Consider the following 21,221-nt stretch of genomic DNA (forward strand, 5'->3'; position numbering starts at 1 on the left):
GTACTCGACACGGCACGACGGTCGGTATTATCTACCGGCGTCAAACAGATGCTTTGGTATCAGCAGGCGGGCTTCGGCGGCCCAGCGGGTCACCCACACATACTCGGTGTCGGTGATGCGGCGGTTGTATTTGCCGCGGGCTTGTATGATGGTGCGATTGGCCAGCACCTCCAGGGTAAGCGTGCGTACGCCATTGAGGGTGAGCGAGAAAATACCACACCGTCCGCGCCGGCAGGAGTTTAGGTAGGACGACACGCAATGGTGCAGAGTACTTCCTTCATCCATCAGTTCCCAGTAGCTGCTTAGTTGCGTGATGCGCACCTGCCCCCTGTCACCACCCGTGAAGTTGGGCACGGGTAGCGGCTCCCAGGTGGAGGCAAATGTCTCCTGAGGGTGACGAGAATCGGGGCTGTTGCGCGCTCGGGCCAACTGGCGGTGCCACTTAGCCGTGTGGGCCAGCACCCTCGCCATCGGCCTACCTTTCAGCGAGAAGCCGGGTTGAGCGGGCTCGTCGCCGATGCCTACCCGGCGCTTCTGGTGAATCCAGTCGCACACCGGCCCAAACTGATGCGGGTCAACCATCGGAGCAGCCGCAAAAAAATCGACTACGCGTAGATAAAACTCGTCGTCGCGGCTGATTCCACGACCAAGGCGCGAGTCAAGCACTGGTCCTAGCCACGCCAACTGGTTGCGAGCGACCAGTTGAGCATAGCGCAACGCTTCTAGAAAAGTGTAGTTAGCTGGGGCTTGGCGCAGGTGGTGTTCCAGCTTTCGAGTGAGGGGTACCGGCAGCTTGTGAAACGTCCGGAGGGCGCCACCCCGCCCCAAATGCGTCGTCAGGTCGGCGATGTTGATACCATCGTGCAGCCGATTGGCTGTCCAGGCATTCAGCACCCAGGTGGGTAGGTCGCCGTATTGGTCGAACAAGTGCCGCACCAGGCTTTCCAACTGCCGAAACGGATTGCGGCTGCGGGGTTGCCACTCGGCCAGTTCGCGGCAGCGCTGGGGGTAAAACCGAACCAGCGCGGCCAGCGCAACGCTTAGCTCGGGGCGCCACAGTAGTTCGCTGCGCTTATAAGCTAGGGCTAAGAGTACTTTCCTGCACTGCTGCTGCTCCGCCTTGGAACGGTTGTGCAGGCAACTGCGGTAGAATTCGACTAGCACCGAGCCAGCGCCCAAGTGGGCCTCCACCACGGGCAACGACCCATTGAAGGAGCACAGGTACTCTACCTGCTGGGTAGCCGACCAGCGACGCCAGTCGAGACGCCGCGAGGCTGCTAGAATAATTACTGCTTGTTCAGCTTGCCAGGCTTCGTGGGATAAGGGTTTGTAGCGGTTAGCCATCGGTCGGGGGTGCCCTCGCGGGGACGATTACCGAATAAAGAAGTAGGTGATGCGGCAGGCATAGAAGCCACCGGATAAAGCAGAAGTCGAAAAGCGTCGTACATAATAATTTGCGTAAAAAGGGTGCACAAAATCATTCGGCAATTTTTAATTAATTACCGTTACAGATTTATTTAAAAAAAGACAATAGGTTACCTATCAGCTATTTTTTTAGCTGTTCACTCACAGGAAATATTTTTTTATTTATTACTACCTCTAGTAATAAATCTAGAGGTAGTAATTACCCGCGTTTGCGCGGGCAGCTATCGACTGATTTCCACGAGTTGCTATCAATGTAACAAGAGCGAACAGCTGCCGGGAAAGAGGGCGAAAGGAGTTGGATCGGTAACATAACAGTAAGGTAGTTAGGAGTAAACTATTAGGTAGAGATAAAACAAAACGCCCGAATCTGGTGGGATTCGGGCGTTTCGCACTGTGTAGTTTCTATCGGTGAAACCTCACGTTGTGGTATGCGCGCCGAACCCCGGCTGGATCTTGCTATCCAGCGAGCTTAATGGCATGGGGTATTGATTAAAATGGCGCTGCATGACGAGTGAAGTCGTTGTAATTGTTTGTATTTTGTGCTTTGAACGTGTCAAAGGTAAGAAGGTTATTTTATAAGTCAATAGTCGAATAAAAAATATTTTATAAATTTTATATTCGACTACTCCATGCTTAGTAATTCCAGTTTTACCCACGCTTATTTATCCTGAATATCGTATTAAAAGAGTGTCTTTTAATTGGAACCACTTTTTATTTATCGCGCTTACATTATTGTGGTGTAGCGACGCATCGTCTCGTTGTTGAACAACAAACCCTACACAACGCAGGCGACGAGACGCAAGCATGCACCTGCACACGCCCAATATACATTGTGTAGGAATCTACAGTAACGCCAATAGCTCCATAACGAAACACCGCTGCGCGTCGCTACGTCTGTAGGTAGCCATGCCCCGCCTCGCTACCTCCGACCGCTACACGCTTGCCCTACCCCCTACCCATCGCTTTCCCATTGCGAAGTACGCCCTCATTCGGGAGCAGTTGTTATGGCAAGGCATCGCGCCGCCCGAGGATTTTTATGACCCCGGCCTGTGCGCCGAAGAGGACGTGCTGCGGGTGCACACACCAGACTACTGGGGCAAAGTGCGCGACCAACAGCTTTCCCCCGCGGAGGTGCGGCGGCTGGGCCTACCCCAAACGCCGCAGTTGGTGCTTCGCTCCCTCAGTAGCTCGGCGGGCACACTGCAATCGGCGCGGCACGCCCTGCGCGAAGGGGTGGCCCTGAACCTGGCCGGCGGCACCCACCACGCGTTTGCCGACCGAGGCGAGGGGTTTTGCGTGCTCAACGACCAGGCCATTGCCGCCGCCTACCTGCTGCACCACCAACTGGCCCGGCAGGTGCTCATCGTGGATCTGGACGTGCACCAGGGCGACGGCACGGCCAGCATTTTCCGGCACGAGCCCCACGTGTTCACCTTTTCCATGCACGCCGGGGCCAACTACCCCCTGCGCAAAGAGCAATCAGACCTAGACCTACCGCTGCCCCTAGGCACCACCGATGCCGCCTACCTCGACTTGCTCGGCCAAACCCTACCCCGTCTACTCGACGAGGTGCAGCCAGACTTCGTGTTTTACCAGGCCGGCGTAGATGTGCTGGCCACTGATAAGCTGGGCAAGCTGGCCCTCACCAAAGCCGGCTGCCAGCGCCGCGACGAACTGGTATTGGGTCTGTGTCAACAACGCGGCCTACCCGTGGCCGTGAGCATGGGCGGCGGCTACTCCGAGCGCCTCGCCGATATTGTAGACGCGCATTGCAACACCTTTCGGGTGGCGTACACGCTGTGGGGGTAAGGAGGTTCATCCCCGTGACCCCACCCCCGGCCCACACTCGCTTGATGCGCGACATCCTCCGGGAGAGGGGTGCCAGACGAAAGGTGAACTTGTGAAGAGTAAATGATTTACCGTTCACCATTTACAACCTCACCACTAGAACGCACCCCTCTCCCGGAGGATGTCGCGCATCAAGCGAGTGTGGGCTGGGGGTGGGGTAATCGGCATATCTATTTAAGAACAGCTATGAAAACCACTTTACCTCGTTCAAAGGCCCGCCTACTCCGTATTTCCCCGAACCATCCGGCCGGGTTGCGGCTTTATAGAGTAGTCTCGTTGAATTCATTGATTTAGTACCTCCGCATGTCGGCTCCGCTTTCTTTTACGCCTTCCAGTGGTCCGTTCACGGCCAATATGTTCACCCAGCAAGCCTTCCAGCGGGCGTTGGTGGAGGTAGAAAATCTGCGCGAGCAGCTGCGCCGGGCCGAAACGACGCAGGCAGAAGCCCGGCGTCGGTACTGGCAGCAGGTAGGCCCCCTGGCCGACGCCGTGGTGACGGCCCGCCAGGCGTTGTTTGCGCCGTTGGAAGATGCCTTGCTGTGGAACGCGTTCAGCCGGGACGAGGAGCGCCAAATTACGGAGCTGCTAGTAGCCAACGCCCAGGATTTACAGGAGCGCTTTGGGGTAGAAACCCTGGATATTTTGCTGAAATACGCACCTCCCCAGCAATCCGAAACGGTGGAGGCTGCTACGCCAGCCGCTGAGCCCGAACGCCCCCGGCGGCGGCAGACCAAAGCCGAGCGCGCCGCTGCCGCCGAGGCCCTACAAGCAGAGCAAGACCAGCAAAGCCTGCTGGTGAATGCCAAAACCGTGTATCGCCGCCTGGCCCGCGCCAACCACCCCGACCTGGAGCGCGACCCCGCCCGGGCCGCCGAAAAAACCACCCGCATGCAGCGCATCACGCAAGCCTACGAGGCCCACGACCTCTACACCCTGCTGCATTTGCTGGCCGAAGACGAAACCGAACCCACCGACGACTCCCTACTTATCCGCTACACCGAAGCCCTGCGCCGCCAGCTCCACGACCTGCGCCAGCAGCTCAACGAAGTGAAATTTGGCCCGTGGAGCTTCCTGGGAAGTACGCCTAAAAAGCAAGAGGCCGGCCTGCGCCAGCTCAAGCGCCAGTTGCGCACCGAAGCGGATTATCTGGCCCAGGTAGCCCGGCAACTGCACACGCCCACCGACCTGCGTGCGTTATTACGCGAGCTGGCCGCCACGCACGCTACCTTCTAACCATTGCGCTAGCTTCCTTACCTTGGCGCTTCGCACTGCTTTTTCTCTATGTTTCTTCCGCACCTACAAGACATCCTCGCGCACCCCCTACCCTCGCTGGCTATCGTAGGCAACTTGGTGATTATCGAGAGCTTACTGTCCATCGATAATGCTGCTGTGTTGGCTACTATGGTCAGCGACCTGCCCCGCGACCAGCGTGTGAAGGCGCTACGCTACGGCATTTTTGGCGCCTACGTGTTCCGGGCGCTGTGCATTGTTTTTGCCTCGTTCCTGATTCAATTCTGGTTTCTAAAGCCCATTGGGGGCGTCTACCTGCTGTATCTTGCCTACGACCATTTCCGCAAAAAACCCACCGCGGAAGAGGACGAGGCCGAAACCGTCGAAAAGGAAAAGAGTTGGATATACCGCACCACCAAGCGCTTGCTGGGAGGCTTTTGGGCCACCGTGGCCCTTATCGAGCTGATGGACCTGGCTTTCTCTATCGACAACGTATTCGCCGTCGTGGCCTTCACCAACAATCTGATTCTGATTTGTGCGGGCGTGTTTATCGGCATTCTGGCCATGCGACTGGTGGCGCAGTCGTTCGTGGTGCTCATGGGCAAATACCCTTTTCTTGAAACGGCCGCGTTCCTCATCATCGTCATTTTGGGTCTGAAGCTATTGTTCTCTTTGTTTGAGCACTTCCTACCCCAACATCCCGTCAGCGAGTTTCTGGCCAGTACTGCCGCCGAGGTAGGCCTCACGGTCCTAACGGTCGCTATCTTCTTGGTACCCATCCTCACGTCTTGGCTGTTTGGCTTTCCTCACCACCAGGGCCAGACGCACAACGCCGAGTAATTCCATTCCACACAGAGTTAGAGAAGTAAAAAAGGGAGTTAACAGGGAAGTTCAGTTATATGAACAAACTCCTGTTAACTCCCTTTTTTACTCCTTTAACTCTGTGCGAAACAACGTTCTCACGAGCCCTCAGTGCGGGCCAGCAATTCTTCCACTTGACGCTCCAATACCTGCACCCGATCTTCTAGCAAGGTAGGCGTGTGCAAGTGCGTTGTAAACTGCGCTTTGATTTCCCAGATTTCCAACGCTTGACTGAGCGCAAAATCCTGCGCAGGATAGTCACGGTTGTCGGCTCGTAGTTTGAGCACATCGTTGGGTAGGCGCTCGGCAAGGCGGCGCACCAGCAGCCGGCTCTGTGTGACAAACGCATAGAGCCGCCCCACGTGCAGCACCGGCACAGCCTTGTCTACGCGGCAGCACAGCACCACATCCTGGTGGCGCAAGGTAGGCTGCATATCGGCCCCGCTGATTTCAAAAGCCCGCGTTACCAGCCCCAGCGTGTGCGGAAACGTGAGCGGCTGCAACCCATCGATAAAACTCTTATCGTGGTAGTTTACAATATATTCCAGTATGCGCCGGGCAGGCACCAGCGGCGTCAGCAGAGCTTGGCGGTCGGCTTCGGAAGCGGCTTCTTCCACAGGAGCTTCCTTCAATGCTTCCTGAAAAATATCAAAATTGTAGAGCTCATTTACGGTTAGCTCTTTCGTTAGTAGCAAGTCTACCGATAAGCCAAAATGCTGAGCAATCTGGATCAGCGTCTCCATTTTCGGCTCCGATCTTCCTTCTTCGTAAGCCCCAACACTGGGCCGAGCTAGACCAAATAAATCAGCGAAAGCCGCCTGACTCAGCTTCTTAACAGTTCTTATTTTGCGGATGTTCTTTCCGATGTAAGTCATGCGCGAAAAAATATTTATGCTCAAACTTTGAGCTTATCTTCAACTTTTAGTATTCTTGTAGCGTAAAGCTACTACAATACAACCAGAAGCATTTTTACAACTGCTATTTTTTTGAGCCTGGGCTACCACCAGAAAAATGTTCCGGTTTCCGGCGGTGGCTCTATCTGGTTAAGTTGCCAACGTTATGGATGCTTTTCCTTCTCTTGCTATGAAAAATTGCTACTTCCCTACCATCCAAAACTACCTGCTAGAGCTGGGCTTCGACATTCGCCGGGCCGTGGAAGCCGATGGCATCCTAGTGGTCGATAAGCCGGAGCTAGGCATTCGCAATCTGGTGATTGGCTGCGCCGATCCGCTGCTGCTGCTGGAGCAATACCTGCTGGAGCTGCCCGCGCCCTCGTGCGAGGTGTACCAGCAATTGCTCCAGAAAAACCGCGACATCATTCACGGCGCTTTTGCCCTGGATGAATCGGGCCGCAAGGTGATTTTCCGCGATACGCTGCAAATCGAAACCCTTGACCGGCAGGAGCTGGAAGCCGTGCTCAACTCGCTGGGTTTGCTGCTGAGCGAATATTCGGAGGAGCTGATTGGCTTCGCGAAGGGTTAAGAATTTCTGTCGTCCTGTAAGAGTCTCTGTCATCCTGAGCAGAGCGAAGGACCTTCTCATGAGAGAACGAGTCGTTGGTACGCCTGTCGGGCAGATGTGAGAAGGTCCTTCGCTCTGCTCAGGATGACAGAGACATAGAGAATAAATCAATAGTTAACCTATTAAAAATCAACAACATGAACATTTTATCCCGCCTCTTCAAAATTGGGCAATCGGAAGCCCACGCCGCTGTCGACCAGCTCGAAAACCCCATTCACCTCACCGAGCAAGGCCTGCGCGACCTGCGCCAGGACCTCGACAAGAGCCTGCAAGCGCTGGCCGAGGTGAAAGCCATGGCCATTCGGGCGCGCAACGAGGGCGAAAACTTCCGCTCCAAGGCGCTCGACTACGAAAACAAGGCTGTACTCCTACTACAACGTGCCCACAAAGGCGATTTGGACAGTGCCGAAGCCGACCGACTAGCTGGCGAAGCATTGCTCAAAAAAGGAGAAAACGAAGCCCAAACCACCCGCGCCACTCAGGATCAGGAGCAGTTTGAGAAGTCGGCGGCGCAACTGAGCGAGAACGTGCAGCAGCTCAAGCAGACCATTTCGCAGTGGGAAAACGAACTGAAGACCCTAAAGGCCCGTCAGACGGTGAGCACCGCCACCAAAACCATCAACAAACAGTTGGCTCAACTCGATTCGTCGGGCACGGTGGCGCTGCTGGAGCGCATGAAGGAAAAGGTAGCCGTGGAAGAAGCCCTGGCCGAATCATACGGGCAAATCGCCAATGAAAGCAAAAGCATCGACGGCGAGATTGACAAAGCCCTGGCTGGCAGCAGCACCAGCCAAGCCGCCGCCGATGTGCAGGCGCTGAAGGCGAAACTGGGCCTCACGGAGTAGAAAAAAGGGCGACGTAATCTGTCTTAACAGCTAGCAAACCATTTCCTTCTCATGACTACCACCGAAAAGTTTCTTTACTACGCCGCTTCGCTGATCGTTATTGTGGTGGTTGGATTGCGCCTGTTTCACCTGCTCGACCCCGGTTGGGGCATGATTGCGATACTACTCTGTAGCATTCTGACGAATAGGGTGTACGCCCAGTATGCGGGCCGGCTGGCCCAGCGCAACATAGAGTTGGAGGAGCAGCTAACTCAGCATCAACAGCTATAGTTTTTTACGCTTTCTATCGATGGCTACCAAAGAGAAGCTATTTCATTGGAGCGGTGCCACTATACTGAGTGCTGTTATTCTTTCACACTGGTTTGGTTGGCTCGATTCCACTGCTGCGGTTCGACTATTTCCAGCGGGCCTCATATTATATACCATAGCCTTTGGTCGCTACACGCGTCGCCTTCGTGCTGAGAATAACGAGTTAAAGCGGCAACTCTCTACTACCCCAATCTAACGTCTGAGTACAGAACGCAGCTTCTGCGCAAGTACCCTTTGGCTTTTTTCTTCCTTCATCATGACTGAGCTACTACAAGCCGCCGTTTCGCCGCCCAACTTGGTCCCTACCGGGCTGCTGGTGTTCGTGCTGCTCTACTGGCTCACGGTTGTGGTAGGGCTGGTGCATATTGATGCGCTGGACGTGGACGTAGCCACCGACGCAGATGTTGACCTCGACGCACACACCGGGCCGCACCTGCACCACGGCGAGGTAGGGGTAGATTGGTTGAACAATGCCTTGGCCTTTTTCAACCTGGGCCGCGTGCCGCTGATGTTGTTTCTAAGCTTTGTGGCCCTACCCTTGTGGGCTGGCAGCATCCTGCTCAATTACTATACGCAGAATACTTTTTGGTTATTAGGTATAGTTTTCCTGCTTCCATTGTTCGTAGGAAGCCTTTTTCTGGCGAAGGTGCTTACCATGCCCTTCGTTAAACTCTTCGCGGCACTGGAAAAAGACCACGATGCCGATGGGCAACCGCTGGGCAAGATATGCACCGTGCTCCTCTCCACCACGCACGAGCGCATGGGCCAAGCAGCGGTACCGCAAACCAGCGGCGCGCCATTGGTACTCAACGTGCGCGCCGCCTCGGTCACCGAGCTACGCAAGGGCGACTCGGCCCTGGTCATCGACTTCGACGCGCAACGGCGCTGCTACCTCATTGAACCGTACGAAACTATCTGACCACCATCGCCATGTCTCCTACCCTACCCCACATGTTCGTTTCCAAAATCAGCTGGTGGTTGTTTGGGTCCATCTTGCTAGTACAATTGGTAATCAGTATGATAGCTATAGCCGACGGGGCATACGTCGTTCCGGTTTTCATGCTACCTTCTTTAGCGTTCATGATATGGCTGTTACGGTCTACCTATTATGAAGTGCAGCCGCAAGCGCAGTTGCTACGCATTGTATCTGGGCCACTCACATGGCAGATACCGGTTACCAGCATCACCCGCATCAAGCCCTCGCACAACGTGCTTTCCTCGCCCGCGCTTTCACTTGACCGCTTGAAGATCTATTACAATCGCTACGACGAAATTCTAGTGTCGCCCCGCGATAAGGCGAATTTCATTGAAGCGTTGCGGCAAGTGAACCCACAGATTCAGGTGGGCTAGCACCATGTTTCATCGGTTGAAACACTCTTGGCAATGGCTCAGCGAGTCCATGGCCGAATCTTTGGTAGAGGGCCTGTTGGATACCCTCTTTGATTAATCTTTTCCCCGAATTTATTTCCCTACTCTTACTCCCTACTTCTATGGTTGCTCAATTATCGTGGGCAGTGCTGCTCATTATCGGCTTTTTGCTGCTGGGCTTGTTCGCGCTGCTCGTCAAAATGTATCAGAAGGCCGTGCAGGGCGAAGCCCTTGTGCGCACCGGCCTCGGCGACACGAAGGTATCCTTCTCCGGCATCTTTGTGGTGCCCGTATTGCACAAGCTGGAGGTGATGGACATCACCTTGAAGACCATCGTCATTCAGCGAGCTGGTTCCGAAGGATTGGTGTGCAAAGACAACCTACGGGCTGATTTAAAGGTCAATTTCTACGTGCGTGTCAACAAGACGCACGACGACGTGGTACAGGTGGCGCAGAGCATCGGCACGCGCCGCGCCTCGGACCCAGCCGCGCTGGAAAACCTGTTCGATGCCAAGTTCTCAGAGGCATTGAAGACGGTAGGCAAGCAGTTCGATTTCATCGAATTATATAACTCCCGTGAGCAGTTCAAGCTGGAAATCCTGCGCATTATCGGCACTGACTTGAACGGTTACGTGCTCGACGACTGCGCCATCGACTACCTCGAGCAAACGCCGCTGGCCTCGCTCAACCAGGATAATATTCTGGATGCCGAGGGTATCAAGAAGATTGTGGCTTTGACTTCGGAGCAGAAAATCCAAGCCAACTCCATTGCCCGCGAGATGCAAAAAACCATCAAGAAGCAGGACGTGGAAGCCCAGGAAACCATTCTGCAACTTGATAAACAACTCGTTGAGAACCAGGAAAAGCAGAAGCGTGAAATTGCCAACATCAAGGCCCGAGAGCTGGCCGAAACCGAGAAGGTGCAGCAGGAAGAAAAACTGAAATCGGAGCGCGCCCGCATCGCCACCGAGGAAGAGGTAGGCATTGCCCAGCAGAACCGCGACCGGCAGGTGCTGGTAGCCGAGCGCAACAAGCAGCGCACCGACGCCGTGGAAACCGAGCGCGTAGCCCAGGCCAAAGCCCTGGAAGCCAACGAGCGGGAGCGGATTGTGGCCCTGGCCCAGATTGAAAAGGAAAAGGCGCTGGAAGAAGAAAAAAAGAACATCCAGACGATTATCCGGGAGCGAATTGTGGTAGAAAAAGCCACCGTTCAGGAAGAAGAAAAGATCAAGGACACCCGCGCCCAGGCCCTGGCCGAGCGCGACAAGCTAGTAGCCCTCACGGCCGCCAAGCAGGAAACCGAAGCCGCTACGGTAGCTATGGTCGGCAACGCCGACATGGAGCGCCAAGCCGCCGAGTTCCGCGCCAAGCAAGCCCTGATTGACGCCGAAGCCGAGAAAGCCTCAGCCGAGTTCAAAGCCCAGGCTATCCGCACGCTGGCCGAAGCCGAAGCCAGCAAAGCCGCTGCCGTGGGCCTAGCCGAAGCCCAGGTGATGCAGGCCAAAGCCACCGCCCGCCAGAAAGAAGGCGAATCGGAAGCCAACGTGCTGCAACTGACTGCTACCGCCGAAGCGCAGGCCATTCAGGCCAAAGCCGGTGCGCAGGCCGAGGCTGACGAAAAGCTGGGTCTGGTAGCCGCCAAAATCAACCGCGAAAAAGGCCTCGCCGACGCCGACATCATCCAGGCCCGCGCCGACGCCGACCAGAAGAAAGGACTGGCCGAAGCGGCCGTATCGGAGCAAAAATTTGCGGTGGAAGCCAAGGGCATCGAGGCCAAGGCCGACGCCATGAAGAAGCTCGACGGGGTAGGCAAAGACCACGAGGAATTCAAGCTGCGCCTCGACAAAGAGAAGTCGGTGGAGCTGGCCCAGATCAGCATCCAGAAGGATATTGCCGCTTCGCAAGCCGATGTAATTGGCGAGGCCCTCAAAGCCGCCAAAATCGACATCGTGGGTGGGGAAACGATGTTCTTCGACCAGATCATCGGTTCCATCACGAAGGGTAAAATGGTAGACCGCGCCGTGCACAACTCCGAGGTGCTGGGCACCGTGAAGGACGCTTTCTTCTCCATCGACGGTAACGGCGGTGGCGACTTCAAAACCAACCTGCGCCGCTTCGTGGATCAGTTCGGCCTGAGCAGTGAGGACGTGAAGAACCTGAGCGTGTCGGCGCTGCTCTTGAAGATGATGAACCAGGCAGGCGACGACGCCACGCGGGCCACGATTACGCAGCTGGCGGGCACGGCTACCGCGCTGGGGATTAGTGATAAGCCGGCGAAGATGCTGGAGTTGAAGTAACCCCACCCCCCAGCCCCCTCCCCTCCGGGAGAGGGGGAGCCTGGCGGCGCGAATAATATTCTTTTAGATGATATCTGCTTTATGGATACCTATTATAATCCTGAAAACCTGAACGAGACTCCTCAGGCTCCCCCTCTCCCGGAGGGGAGGGGGTCGGGGGGTGGGGTCCCAGAGTTGAACGAGCCTTACCGCATGTACACCACTGATGCGAAGCGGTGGACTAGAAGCCTGAAAGAGTATGCTCGTGCCAACCGCAAGAACCCTACTCCCGCTGAAGATCATTTATGGCAAGAACTACGCGCCCACAAGTTGGGCGTGCAGTTTCGCCGTCAGCACGCCATTCAGCAGTTTATCGTCGATTTCGTCTGCTTGGAAGCTTGGCTGATCATCGAAGTGGATGGTAGCATTCATAATGAGACCGAACAAGCCGAATATGATGGCGGCCGCACGCATAATTTGCAGGAGGCGGGCTTTTTAGTGCTGCGCTTCACCAACGAAGATGTGCTACACAACACGCCACAAGTTCTGCAAACTATTACCGAGCACCTAAAACTGCTACTCCTACCTTACCAAGGGTAGCCCAAGCGCCCCTAACATAAAAATCATCCACCTAACGTCAGGCTCCCCCTCTCCCGGAGGGGAGGGGGCTGGGGGGTGGGGTCCCGCCATGAACCAACTCGAAACCGGCACCTACGAAATTCTGCGCAACCGCCTGCAAAAAAGCAGCGCCGACCTCCGCCAGCGCCTCGACGCGCTCAACACCGAGCGCAAGCAGGTATTCGGGGCGGTGGATACGCGCCTGCTGGGCACCGGCCGCATCACCACGGAAAACAACTGTCTGGCCTGGGACATGGTGCCGGTGGGGCAGCAGTTCATTTTTGGCTATAACGTGGTGCTGGGCCTGAAAGCAGAGCCTGACTTGGCCGACGTGTTTGGCGTGTACGAATACGCCGAGCACGATTTCCGGCCGTTGGGCTTGGAGCTCTTGCAGAACCCGCAGTTTGTGGAGGAGTTCCGCAATCTGTACCGCTACTACAAGAACACCCAGTTCGTGAAGTTCGCCGTCATGGGCGTGCACCTGTTCATGGTGTTTCGGGTAGGGAAAAGCGCCTCCGACGTGAAGACGTTTAAGTGGCTGATGCAGGGCGACACGCTCGCCTACCTCGACAACCGCTCCGACCATGAGTACACCTTTCCGCCCCAGCACGAGTTTCAGTGGCAGCGCGCTACCCGCGATATGCAGCGCACGGGCAAGCACCCGCACGTGAGCATTGAAGACAAGGTGTTCGTGGAAACCATCGGCGGCGACCTGACCATCAAGGTAGAGGACAATACCGCTACTGGACAGGGCATCTTGAGCGAGCCAGTAGACGACAAAGACCAAACGCTGGACGACTCGGAAATCTACTTTGCCGTGGTAGGCAACCTGATTCTGCTGAAAATCAGGCCCTACCAGGAGCAGCAGTACCGCTACTTCATCTTCAACCACCGGCTCAAAACCGCCCAGCGTCTCGACGCCCTGGCCGATGCCTGCGTGCTGCTGCCCGACGGGCAGGGCCTGATTTTTCCGCACGGCTTCTACCTGCAAACCGGCGACAACAAACTATTCGACAACGGCTTGCGGGAGATGCTGTTTGAGAAGCGCGTGGTGTCGCCGAACGGGGAGGATTTCCTGTATGTGTTCTACAACAAAGACCACGGTACCTACCTGCTGCTGAGCTACAACCGCATTGCCCAGCGCGTGGACAACCCCATTGTGTGCCACGGCTACGCCCTGTTCGAGAACGGGGAACTGTGCTACTTCCGGGCCGACGACGAGCCCAAGAAGCACCACGCGGTACAGATCTGGCAGACGCCCTACACGGGCCCGGATTTCGAGCTACCCGTCACCTCCAATTCCTACCTCTACAAGTTGGGCAACAAGGAGATAGTACGGGCCATGAGCGAGGTGCAGGAGGTCCTGACGCTGACCAGCAAAGACGACAGCTACGCCGGCCTCTACCTCGACCTGATTCGCCAGACCACTGCCCTCACCGACGCCTACCACTGGCTGCGCGAACCCGCGGCCCAAGCCCTCGCCGAACCGTTGGGCGACATTCGCCAGACGGCCACGGCGGCGGTGGAGGAGTTTGAGAAGGTGCAGAGCATCCGCAAGAACACCGCCCAGCAAACCCAAACCGTCTTCCAGAAGGCCGACGAGCTAACCAGCCGCATCCGCCGCTCGGCGCCCAATACCGTCACGGAATTCGTGCAGCTGCTGGGTGAACTGCGCGGGGTGCGGGGCGAGGTGATTTCGTTGAAAGAGCTGCGCTACGTGGAGCTGCCGGCCGTGGAACAACACGCCGCCGAGCTGGAAGAGTTGAGCAAGGAAGTGGCCACCCAAACCGTGGACTTTCTGCTTCGGCCCGATGCCCTCCTACCCTACGCCCAGCGCGTGCAGGCCATTGCCGACGGCGTGGAGCTGGTGCAGAAAACCGTGGAGGCCGACCAGCGCGAGCAGGAAGCCACCGCCGTGGCCCAGGAGTTGGAACTGCTGATTGAGGTAGTGAGTAACCTGCCCATTCCCGACCCTACCCAGACCACGGCCATCATCGACAACATCTCGACGGTGTACGCCCGCTTCAATCAGATTCGGGCTGCCCTGAAAAGAAGGCGGCAGGCCCTGGCCGGTACCGAGGCTCAGGCGGAGTTTACGGCCCAGCTCAAGCTGTTGGAACAGGCCCTCACCAACTACCTCGACCTGGCCGACACGCCCGCCAAATGCGACGAGTACCTGACCAAGCTCATGGTGCAGCTAGAAGAATTGGAAGGTCGTTTCCCCGACTTCGACCAGTTTATCGAGCAGCTCACCACCCGGCGCGAGCAGGTAGTGGAAGCCTTCGAGGCGAAGAAAACGGCCCTGGTGGCAGCCCGCAACCAGCGCGCCACTGCCTTGCTGCAATCGGCGGAGCGGCTGCTGAAAGCGGTGCAAAGCCGCCTCGCCCGCCTGGAATCGGTGGCGGACATCAATGGGTACTTTGCCGCCGATGTGATGGTGGAGAAGGTGCGCCAGACCGCCCAGGAGCTGCTGAACCTCGGCGACTCGGTGAAGGCCGACGACGTGCAGAGCCGGCTGAAAACCCTGCGCGAAGACGCCGTACGCCAGCTCCGCGACCGGGCTGACTTGTTCGCCGACGGCGGCCAGACCCTCAAATTTGGTCCCCACGCTTTCACCGTGAACACTCAGCCCCTGGAGCTGACCGTGGTGCTGCGCGACGACGCCCTGCACTACCACCTCACGGGCACCAATTTCTTCCAGAAAATAACCGACCCTACCCTGCTGGCGGCCAAGCCCGTGTGGGAGCAAACGGTGGTATCGGAAAATCAGGACGTGTACCGGGCCGAGTTTCTGGCCTGGCGCATTCTGCAAGCGGCTCAGCGCCCTACCCCCGCCAACCCCGAAGCCGGTCGCCCGGCCGTGCTGTCGGTAACTGAGCTAGGCCGCCTCAGCAACGCGGAGCTATTGGCCTACGTGCAGCAGTTTATGGCCGCGCGCTACCAGGAAGGCTACCTCAAAGGCGTGCACGACCACGACGCGGCCCTGCTGCTCACGACCCTGGTGCGCCTCGCCCGCACAGCCGGCCTACTCCGCTACCCCTCCGACACCCGCGCCGCTGCGGCTCTCTACTGGCTGCGCTTCGCCGACCCCGACCAACGCGCCCACTGGGAGCGGCAGCTACAGGGCATCGGCGTGCTGCTGCAAGTCTTCCCCGATTCGCAGGAGTTCGATCAGTTGAAAGCCGAGCTGCAAGCCGCCGTGGAAACCTTCGCCCGCGAAACCGGCCTGTTTACGCCAGACCAGGTAGCCGAAGCCGGCGACTACCTGTTTGCTTCGCTGACGCAGGTAAGTAGTGCTTCTTCAATGTCAGAACTGACCAAAAACCAAGAACCAACAACCAAAAACCACTTCATCATCTCCCAGGAAGCCGCCGAGCTGTACCAGCAGTTTCAGAAGCAGCTACAGGAGCGCCAGGCCACGGAGCTGTTTCAGCAGTCCATCGACCAGCTCCAGGACCAGCCGGTAGCGCAGTTCCAGCTGGTGCGGCAGTGGGTACAGGCGGTGGACCTCACCCCCCCAGCCCCCCTCTCCTCGGGGAGAGGGGGGAGTCAGACGTCAGCAAACGGCACTGGTGTATCACAAACCCAAGTTCAAGGAGAAAATCAACAACCCTCGAACAACAATCGTCTGGCTCCCCCTCTCCCCGAGGAGAGGGGGTCGGGGGGTGAGGTAGCCGTCCTCCTACTCACCGGCACCTACGACCCCACTCGCGTCATCCACACGCCTACCCTCGAAACCCTCGAAGGCTTCCAGGGCACGCACCCGCGCCTCTCCGACGACCGTACCTACCTCCTCAACTTCCCCAACTTCCGTCGCCGGCTGCTGCACTACGACCGGGTGCTGGTGCCGCAGTTCGAGCAGTTTCAGGAGTTGAAGAAGCAGCTCCTGGTGCGGGCTGCCCAGGACATGCGCCTGGAAGATTTCCGCCCGCGTGTGCTCACGTCGTTTGTGCGTAATCAGCTGATTGATAAAGTATACCTACCCCTCATCGGGGCCAACCTGGCCAAGCAGATCGGGACGGCGGGCGAGGGCAAGCGTACCGACCTCATGGGCCTGCTGCTGCTGATTTCGCCGCCCGGCTACGGCAAGACTACCCTCATGGAGTACGTGGCGAATCGGCTGGGCCTCATTTTCATGAAGATCAACGGGCCAGCCATTGGGCACGCCGTGACCAGCGTAGACCCCGCCCAGGCGCCCAACGCCGGAGCGCGGCAGGAGCTGGAAAAGCTAAACCTGGCCTTCGAGATGGGCGACAACGTGATGATTTACGTGGACGACATTCAGCACTGCCACCCCGAGTTTTTGCAGAAGTTTATCTCGCTCTGCGACGCCCAGCGCAAGATTGAGGGCGTGTACGAGGGCCGCGCCCGCACCTACGACTTCCGCGGCCGCAAGGTGGCGGTGGTGATGGCCGGCAACCCCTACACCGAAAGCGGCGACGTGTTCCAACTGCCCGACATGCTGGCCAACCGCGCTGACATCTACAACCTCGGCGACATCCTCACGGCCGGCTCCGAGGAAGCCTTCCGCCTCTCCTACCTCGAAAACGCCCTCACCAGCAACGCCGCCCTCAGCCGCCTCGCCACCCAAAGCCCCCAGGACGTGCCCGCCCTCATCCGCCTCGCCGAAACCGGACAGCAAGACGGCCTGAGCCTGGAGGGCAACCACTCGCCCGAGGAGCTGAACGAGTACGTGGCCGTGCTGCAAAAGCTGCTGCGCCTGCGCGACGTGGTGGCTCAGGTGAATGCCGCCTACATTGCCAGCGCCGCCCAGGCCGACGCCTACCGCACCGAGCCGCCCTTCAAGCTGCAAGGCTCCTACCGCAATATGAACAAGCTGGCCGAGAAAGTGCGCCCCGTGATGAACGACCGGGAAATAACAGACCTACTAGCCGCCCACTACGCCAGCGAAGCCCAAACCCTGACCAGCGCCACCGAAGCCAACCTGCTCAAGCTGCGCGAGCTGCTGGGCTGGCTCACCCCCGCCGAGGAAGCCCGCTGGCAGGAAATCAAAGCCACCTTCCGCGACAACCTCCGCAACTCCGGCGCCGGCCAGCTCCTACAGATGCTTGATAAGCTAGAAAGCATTGCCGGTGGGTTGAGCGGGATTCGGGAGGTGTTAAAACGGGAGTAATTTTCGGTATAAACTCTGGATTACAAATATTCCTGTAGTTTGCTGTAGATGCCGTTTACTTACTGCCAGTTGACACTTATGCGTAATAAGCATCAACATTTAGCTCAGCATGGCAAGACAACTAAAGGTATTGTTACGAGAGTTATCGATGATTTCTGGCTTAAGCTTTTCAGCGACCAGACTTTTTAGCACCATTCAATTCGTCACCACTGATTAACGCTGAATTCTTAAAGCTACACCACATCTGCAATCAAATCATTTAATCATCACTATATGACTTCGATTAATACGCTTGAGGAATGGCACAAGAACGCCCTGTCTATATCTTCTCCCTACCTCATTAAAGCCATTGTATCTAGAGAAAAAATATCCTTTATATATAATGAATTAAAAAATGGATTTGGAGAAAAGTTCTTTCGTTTAAAAATAGGCATTGATACTCCGCTTGATAAAACCATATGGATCAACCAACTTTTAGCTAACAAGAATCATTTAGGAAGCATTGGCGCATTATACCACATAGCACTACTGATACAATATGCTAATACATTAGAAGCCAATATTATCAATGACATAAAAAGACTGAAAAACAACCCTAGAAATCTAAGAACCTTCTTTTACGAACTATTTATATTTAACATTCTAGATAGAAGCAACATACCTAATCAAAAGAAGATAGTTATTGGGGATCAGGAAATAGAAGGAATATGCACCATTAATGGAAAGCAATTTTTATTCGAGTGCCGCAAAGTCTTTATGCCACGAATAGAAGATTTAGATATAAAAAAGAGGCTAATGGAAGTTTTTTATCTCAAATCTAAGACCATGAACAAGGGAATTGGAATAATTTGCGGTATTAGAATGACAAGGCCCATTATCAGCAGCTACCGACAATCGTTTGAAGAAAAGATTAGCACTTTTTTTGAAAATTTCAATAAATCTGATGGATTCAACAAAATTAACTATGTAATTGAAGATGAAACAGGCCTTTTCAATGCCATTAATTACGATGAAGCTTCTTTGATAGAAGCAAAGGGTTTAAAGAAATATGATGTATTATTCTATTTATCACCAACAGGTAATAAAGGAAATATGGTCCATCTAGTCGGCGGAACACAAGGAGTATTTGAAGTTACACAAACTGCATTATATAAAAAACTAGAAAATATACTTAAAGAAAAGAAGAAACAACATAAAAACTCTATCTATAAACATAAAATAATATTTATAGATACAGAAATTTTTCCTGGACTGGAATTAGATTTATTCCAAACTGAAACATCTTTCGATGAAGAAATGCTTAAAAATGTATATAATAAGGTATGTAGGGACACTATTCTAATTATAACAAGACGAATTTATCAAAAAGAAACCCCTGAAATTAAAGTAGCTGCTATTTATACCAAGGCACTAGAATCTGAAGCCAACTATCTACTGTCCAACTTTAATTAGTATTTGCACCATGCTGGCCTGCAACTGCGTCAGCCGAACTACCAGGATCTCAGCTAGCTTGGCTACTGGTACCTGTGCATTTTGCACGGCTACCACGCGGGCGAGAAGCCCTCGGCAAGGGCCAGTTGTAGGAAGCCGTCGTCTTTAGTTAACAAGTCGTAGCCGTGCTGCCTGGTGTAGAGCCAGATGCTCGTAGCCGGGCGGGTGTGCAGGCTAATGGCGCGGACGTGTAGCACCGCCGTACCATGCGGGCGCGGGAAGGCTGCTGAGCGCCACAAGAATGCACTCACTTGGTAGCACCGGGCAGCCGCCGCCTAGCAACCTACCCTAGCGAGAGCACGCCGCTACGATACCGTAACGGTTCGTCCCACGGTAGTCGCGGTGCTTTCGGTGGCTAGCCCGCCCACGTATTTCCAGGTAGAGGTGGCGTTGGTAGCCGTGAAGCTTACTTCCACGAAGCCCCGGTGCGAGGCGTCGAGATAGTGCAAGTCGTTGATGAGGGCCGTGTTCAGCTGCTCGAAGGCGCCAATGGTAGTCGGATCGGAGCCCAGGAATGCCTCAAACCCCGGCGACGATACCGACGAGCAAGCAAACTCCATCCCTACCACCGTGCCGCTGCTAGTGCGCAGGTCGCTGTGCCAGGCGTTGTGCGTGTCGCCGGCCAGCGATACCAGCTTCTTGCCGCTGCCCACGGCCCCCAGAATGGCTTCCCGCTCGGCGGGGTAGCCGTCCCAGGCATCAAGGTTGTAGGGCAGCACCGTTTCCACGCGGGCCCGCTCGGCGGCCGTTACGGTAGGGTCGCTGGCCGCGATGCGCCTTTTGATGGCGAGCAGCTGGGCCGCTACGGTGGCGTATTGCGTCAGCAGGGCGGGGGTAGCACCGCTCGTGAGCTGGGCCACCAGCGGCAGCAGCTCGGCCGGAATGTACATCTTACCCATCAGCACCTGTGAGCCTAGCACCTGCCATTTGGCTGTGCTGCCGGCTAGGGCTGCCGTCAGCCAGCTGCGTTGTTCCGTACCCAACATCGTGCGGGTCGGGTTCAGCCACGCCGACCCGAAGGCTGCCGCGTTGAAGGCGCCGGTGCTGCTAAAGTAGCTACCCAGGTTCAGCTGCTGGTTGCGGCCTACCAGGCGGGTGTCGAGCATCAGCAGGTTGGCCAAGCCGCCCAGGTCGAAACGGCGGTAGATTTTGGTTTTGTCGCTCACGCGGGCCGGCAGGTACTCGTGCCACACTTGCTGGGCAAACTGCTTGCGCTGCGCAAAGCTGCCCTCGTTGGCCTGGTGGTTTTCGGCCCCGTCGGTGTAGGCATCGTTGGTTACCTCGTGGTCGTCCCACACCGCAATAAAAGGCTTGAGCTGATGCACGCGCTGCAACTGCTTGTCGGAACGGTACTGCCGGTAGCGCGTGCGGTAGTCGCTGAGCGACAGGATTTCGGTGGCCGGCAGGTGGGCGCGGTTGAGCGTAGCCGTGCTCCCGTTGGTGCCGTAGCCGCCCGCGCCATACTCGTATATGTAGTCGCCCAGGTGCACTACCGCATCGGCATCCGACTCGGCCACTGCGCCATACACGTTAAATAGCCCAGCCTGGTAGTTGGCGCACGACACCACCGCCAGCTTCACGCTGCTGGCCTGCCCGTTGCCGGGTAGCGTGCGGGTCTCACCCACCACCGATTCGGCGCGGGTTTGGTCGTTGCGGAAGCGGTAGTAATACTTCTTATACGCCGTCAGCGCCGGTACATCGGTCCACACGGTGTAGTCGTTGGCGGCCGTGGCGGTGAGGTTGCCCGAGGCTTTCACCGTGGCAAAGCCGCCGTCTTCGGCCACTTCCCAGCGGATGGTCGCGTCGCCGGTTTCGTTGTCGGCCGGGGTGTAGCGGGTCCAGATGATGACGTTGCTCTGGCTGGGGTCGAAGCTGGCCACGCCTTCCCGGAAACCAAAGTCGCCGGTGTAGTTTAGCAGGTCCTCGTTGTCGTCGTTGCAGCTGCTGAGTAGGGTTGGCAACAGCGCCACCCCGCCCGAAACCACAGCGGTATGTTTGATAAACTCCCGGCGGGTAATCGTTGTAGAAGTAGTTTTTTTGGCCATAGCAGCTGAAGAATTAGCACGGAAAGCCAAAAGTAGAAGCAGCGTATTATCAAATGATTAGTAGAGTATTATAGAATTTCTTACAGCGATAGAACGCACGCACTCGTGCGGCTGTGCCGAGGCAGCTCCGACCAGAAGACGCGCACCAGCCCGCCGCGCCAAGGAGAGAGCGGCAGGACAGTTAAGCAGCCAATACGGTAGGATTTCCTCCCTACCTCGCGGGCGCAAGCTGCATAGTGCTATCCCGCCG

16 protein-coding genes are annotated in these 21,221 nt (G+C 56.3%); 12 read left to right on the forward strand and 4 right to left on the reverse strand.

What is annotated here, in order from left to right; genetic code table 11:
- Positions 1 to 27: 27 nt before the first annotated feature.
- Positions 28 to 1,344 (reverse strand): PcfJ domain-containing protein, encoded by a 1,317-nt coding sequence (locus tag J4D97_RS07295; protein WP_208307003.1) that lies wholly within the window; start codon positions 1,342 to 1,344, stop codon positions 28 to 30.
- 987 nt (positions 1,345 to 2,331) lie between these two features.
- Here J4D97_RS07295 and J4D97_RS07300 point away from each other — a divergent pair.
- The 3 genes from J4D97_RS07300 (at position 2,332) to J4D97_RS07310 (ending at position 5,343) form a co-directional block, all read left to right on the forward strand.
- Positions 2,332 to 3,234 carry a histone deacetylase family protein gene (locus J4D97_RS07300; RefSeq protein ID WP_208307004.1) on the forward strand — a complete coding sequence of 301 codons (903 nt, stop codon included), beginning with the start codon at positions 2,332 to 2,334 and terminating at the stop codon, positions 3,232 to 3,234.
- Positions 3,235 to 3,576: 342 nt separating this feature from the next.
- Complete coding sequence (locus J4D97_RS07305; RefSeq protein WP_208307005.1) at positions 3,577 to 4,506, forward strand: J domain-containing protein; 930 nt, start codon at positions 3,577 to 3,579, stop codon at positions 4,504 to 4,506.
- A 48-nt stretch (positions 4,507 to 4,554) separates the two neighbouring features.
- Positions 4,555 to 5,343 (forward strand): TerC family protein, encoded by a 789-nt coding sequence (locus J4D97_RS07310; protein WP_208307006.1) that lies wholly within the window; start codon positions 4,555 to 4,557, stop codon positions 5,341 to 5,343.
- Between the two features lie 119 nt (positions 5,344 to 5,462).
- On the opposite strand, the gene J4D97_RS07315 is transcribed toward J4D97_RS07310, so the two are convergent.
- The gene (locus J4D97_RS07315; protein ID WP_208307007.1) at positions 5,463 to 6,239 is read right to left on the reverse strand and encodes an XRE family transcriptional regulator; all 777 of its coding nucleotides are present in this window, start codon (positions 6,237 to 6,239) and stop codon (positions 5,463 to 5,465) included.
- 208 nt (positions 6,240 to 6,447) lie between these two features.
- Between J4D97_RS07315 and J4D97_RS07320 the strand changes: the two genes are divergently transcribed.
- The 9 genes from J4D97_RS07320 to J4D97_RS07360 all read left to right on the forward strand — a co-directional run bounded on the left by J4D97_RS07320 (position 6,448) and on the right by J4D97_RS07360 (position 18,887).
- Positions 6,448 to 6,846 carry a YbjN domain-containing protein gene (locus J4D97_RS07320; RefSeq protein ID WP_208307008.1) on the forward strand — a complete coding sequence of 133 codons (399 nt, stop codon included), beginning with the start codon at positions 6,448 to 6,450 and terminating at the stop codon, positions 6,844 to 6,846.
- Positions 6,847 to 7,022: 176 nt separating this feature from the next.
- A complete protein-coding gene (locus tag J4D97_RS07325; RefSeq protein WP_208307009.1) occupies positions 7,023 to 7,730 on the forward strand; it encodes a PspA/IM30 family protein in 708 nt (235 codons plus the stop codon).
- Positions 7,731 to 7,781: 51 nt separating this feature from the next.
- Positions 7,782 to 8,000, forward strand: a complete 219-nt coding sequence (locus J4D97_RS07330) for a hypothetical protein (protein ID WP_185284140.1) — start codon at positions 7,782 to 7,784, stop codon at positions 7,998 to 8,000.
- 295 nt (positions 8,001 to 8,295) lie between these two features.
- A complete protein-coding gene (locus tag J4D97_RS07335; protein ID WP_208307010.1) occupies positions 8,296 to 8,958 on the forward strand; it encodes a hypothetical protein in 663 nt (220 codons plus the stop codon).
- An 11-nt stretch (positions 8,959 to 8,969) separates the two neighbouring features.
- Positions 8,970 to 9,389 carry a PH domain-containing protein gene (locus J4D97_RS07340; RefSeq protein ID WP_208307011.1) on the forward strand — a complete coding sequence of 140 codons (420 nt, stop codon included), beginning with the start codon at positions 8,970 to 8,972 and terminating at the stop codon, positions 9,387 to 9,389.
- 140 nt (positions 9,390 to 9,529) lie between these two features.
- The gene (locus tag J4D97_RS07345) at positions 9,530 to 11,704 is read left to right on the forward strand and encodes a flotillin family protein (RefSeq protein ID WP_208307012.1); all 2,175 of its coding nucleotides are present in this window, start codon (positions 9,530 to 9,532) and stop codon (positions 11,702 to 11,704) included.
- 192 nt (positions 11,705 to 11,896) lie between these two features.
- On the forward strand, positions 11,897 to 12,283 hold the full coding sequence (locus J4D97_RS07350) for an endonuclease domain-containing protein (RefSeq protein ID WP_208307013.1): 387 nt from the start codon (positions 11,897 to 11,899) through the stop codon (positions 12,281 to 12,283).
- A gap of 88 nt (positions 12,284 to 12,371) precedes the next feature.
- Entirely contained in the window at positions 12,372 to 17,435 is a 5,064-nt protein-coding gene (locus J4D97_RS07355; protein WP_208307014.1) for a DNA repair ATPase, read from the forward strand.
- A 273-nt stretch (positions 17,436 to 17,708) separates the two neighbouring features.
- The gene (locus tag J4D97_RS07360) at positions 17,709 to 18,887 is read left to right on the forward strand and encodes a hypothetical protein (protein ID WP_208307015.1); all 1,179 of its coding nucleotides are present in this window, start codon (positions 17,709 to 17,711) and stop codon (positions 18,885 to 18,887) included.
- An 89-nt stretch (positions 18,888 to 18,976) separates the two neighbouring features.
- On the opposite strand, the gene J4D97_RS07365 is transcribed toward J4D97_RS07360, so the two are convergent.
- Positions 18,977 to 19,177: a DUF5615 family PIN-like protein gene (locus J4D97_RS07365; RefSeq protein WP_208307016.1), complete on the reverse strand. Its 201-nt coding sequence runs from the start codon at positions 19,175 to 19,177 to the stop codon at positions 18,977 to 18,979.
- A gap of 54 nt (positions 19,178 to 19,231) precedes the next feature.
- Positions 19,232 to 20,971, reverse strand: a complete 1,740-nt coding sequence (locus tag J4D97_RS07370; protein ID WP_208307017.1) for an alkaline phosphatase D family protein — start codon at positions 20,969 to 20,971, stop codon at positions 19,232 to 19,234.
- Between the last annotated feature and the right edge of the window lie 250 nt (positions 20,972 to 21,221).

This window comes from Hymenobacter defluvii, from assembly GCF_017589435.1.
In the GTDB taxonomy this organism is placed as follows: Bacteria; Bacteroidota; Bacteroidia; order Cytophagales; family Hymenobacteraceae; genus Hymenobacter; species Hymenobacter profundi.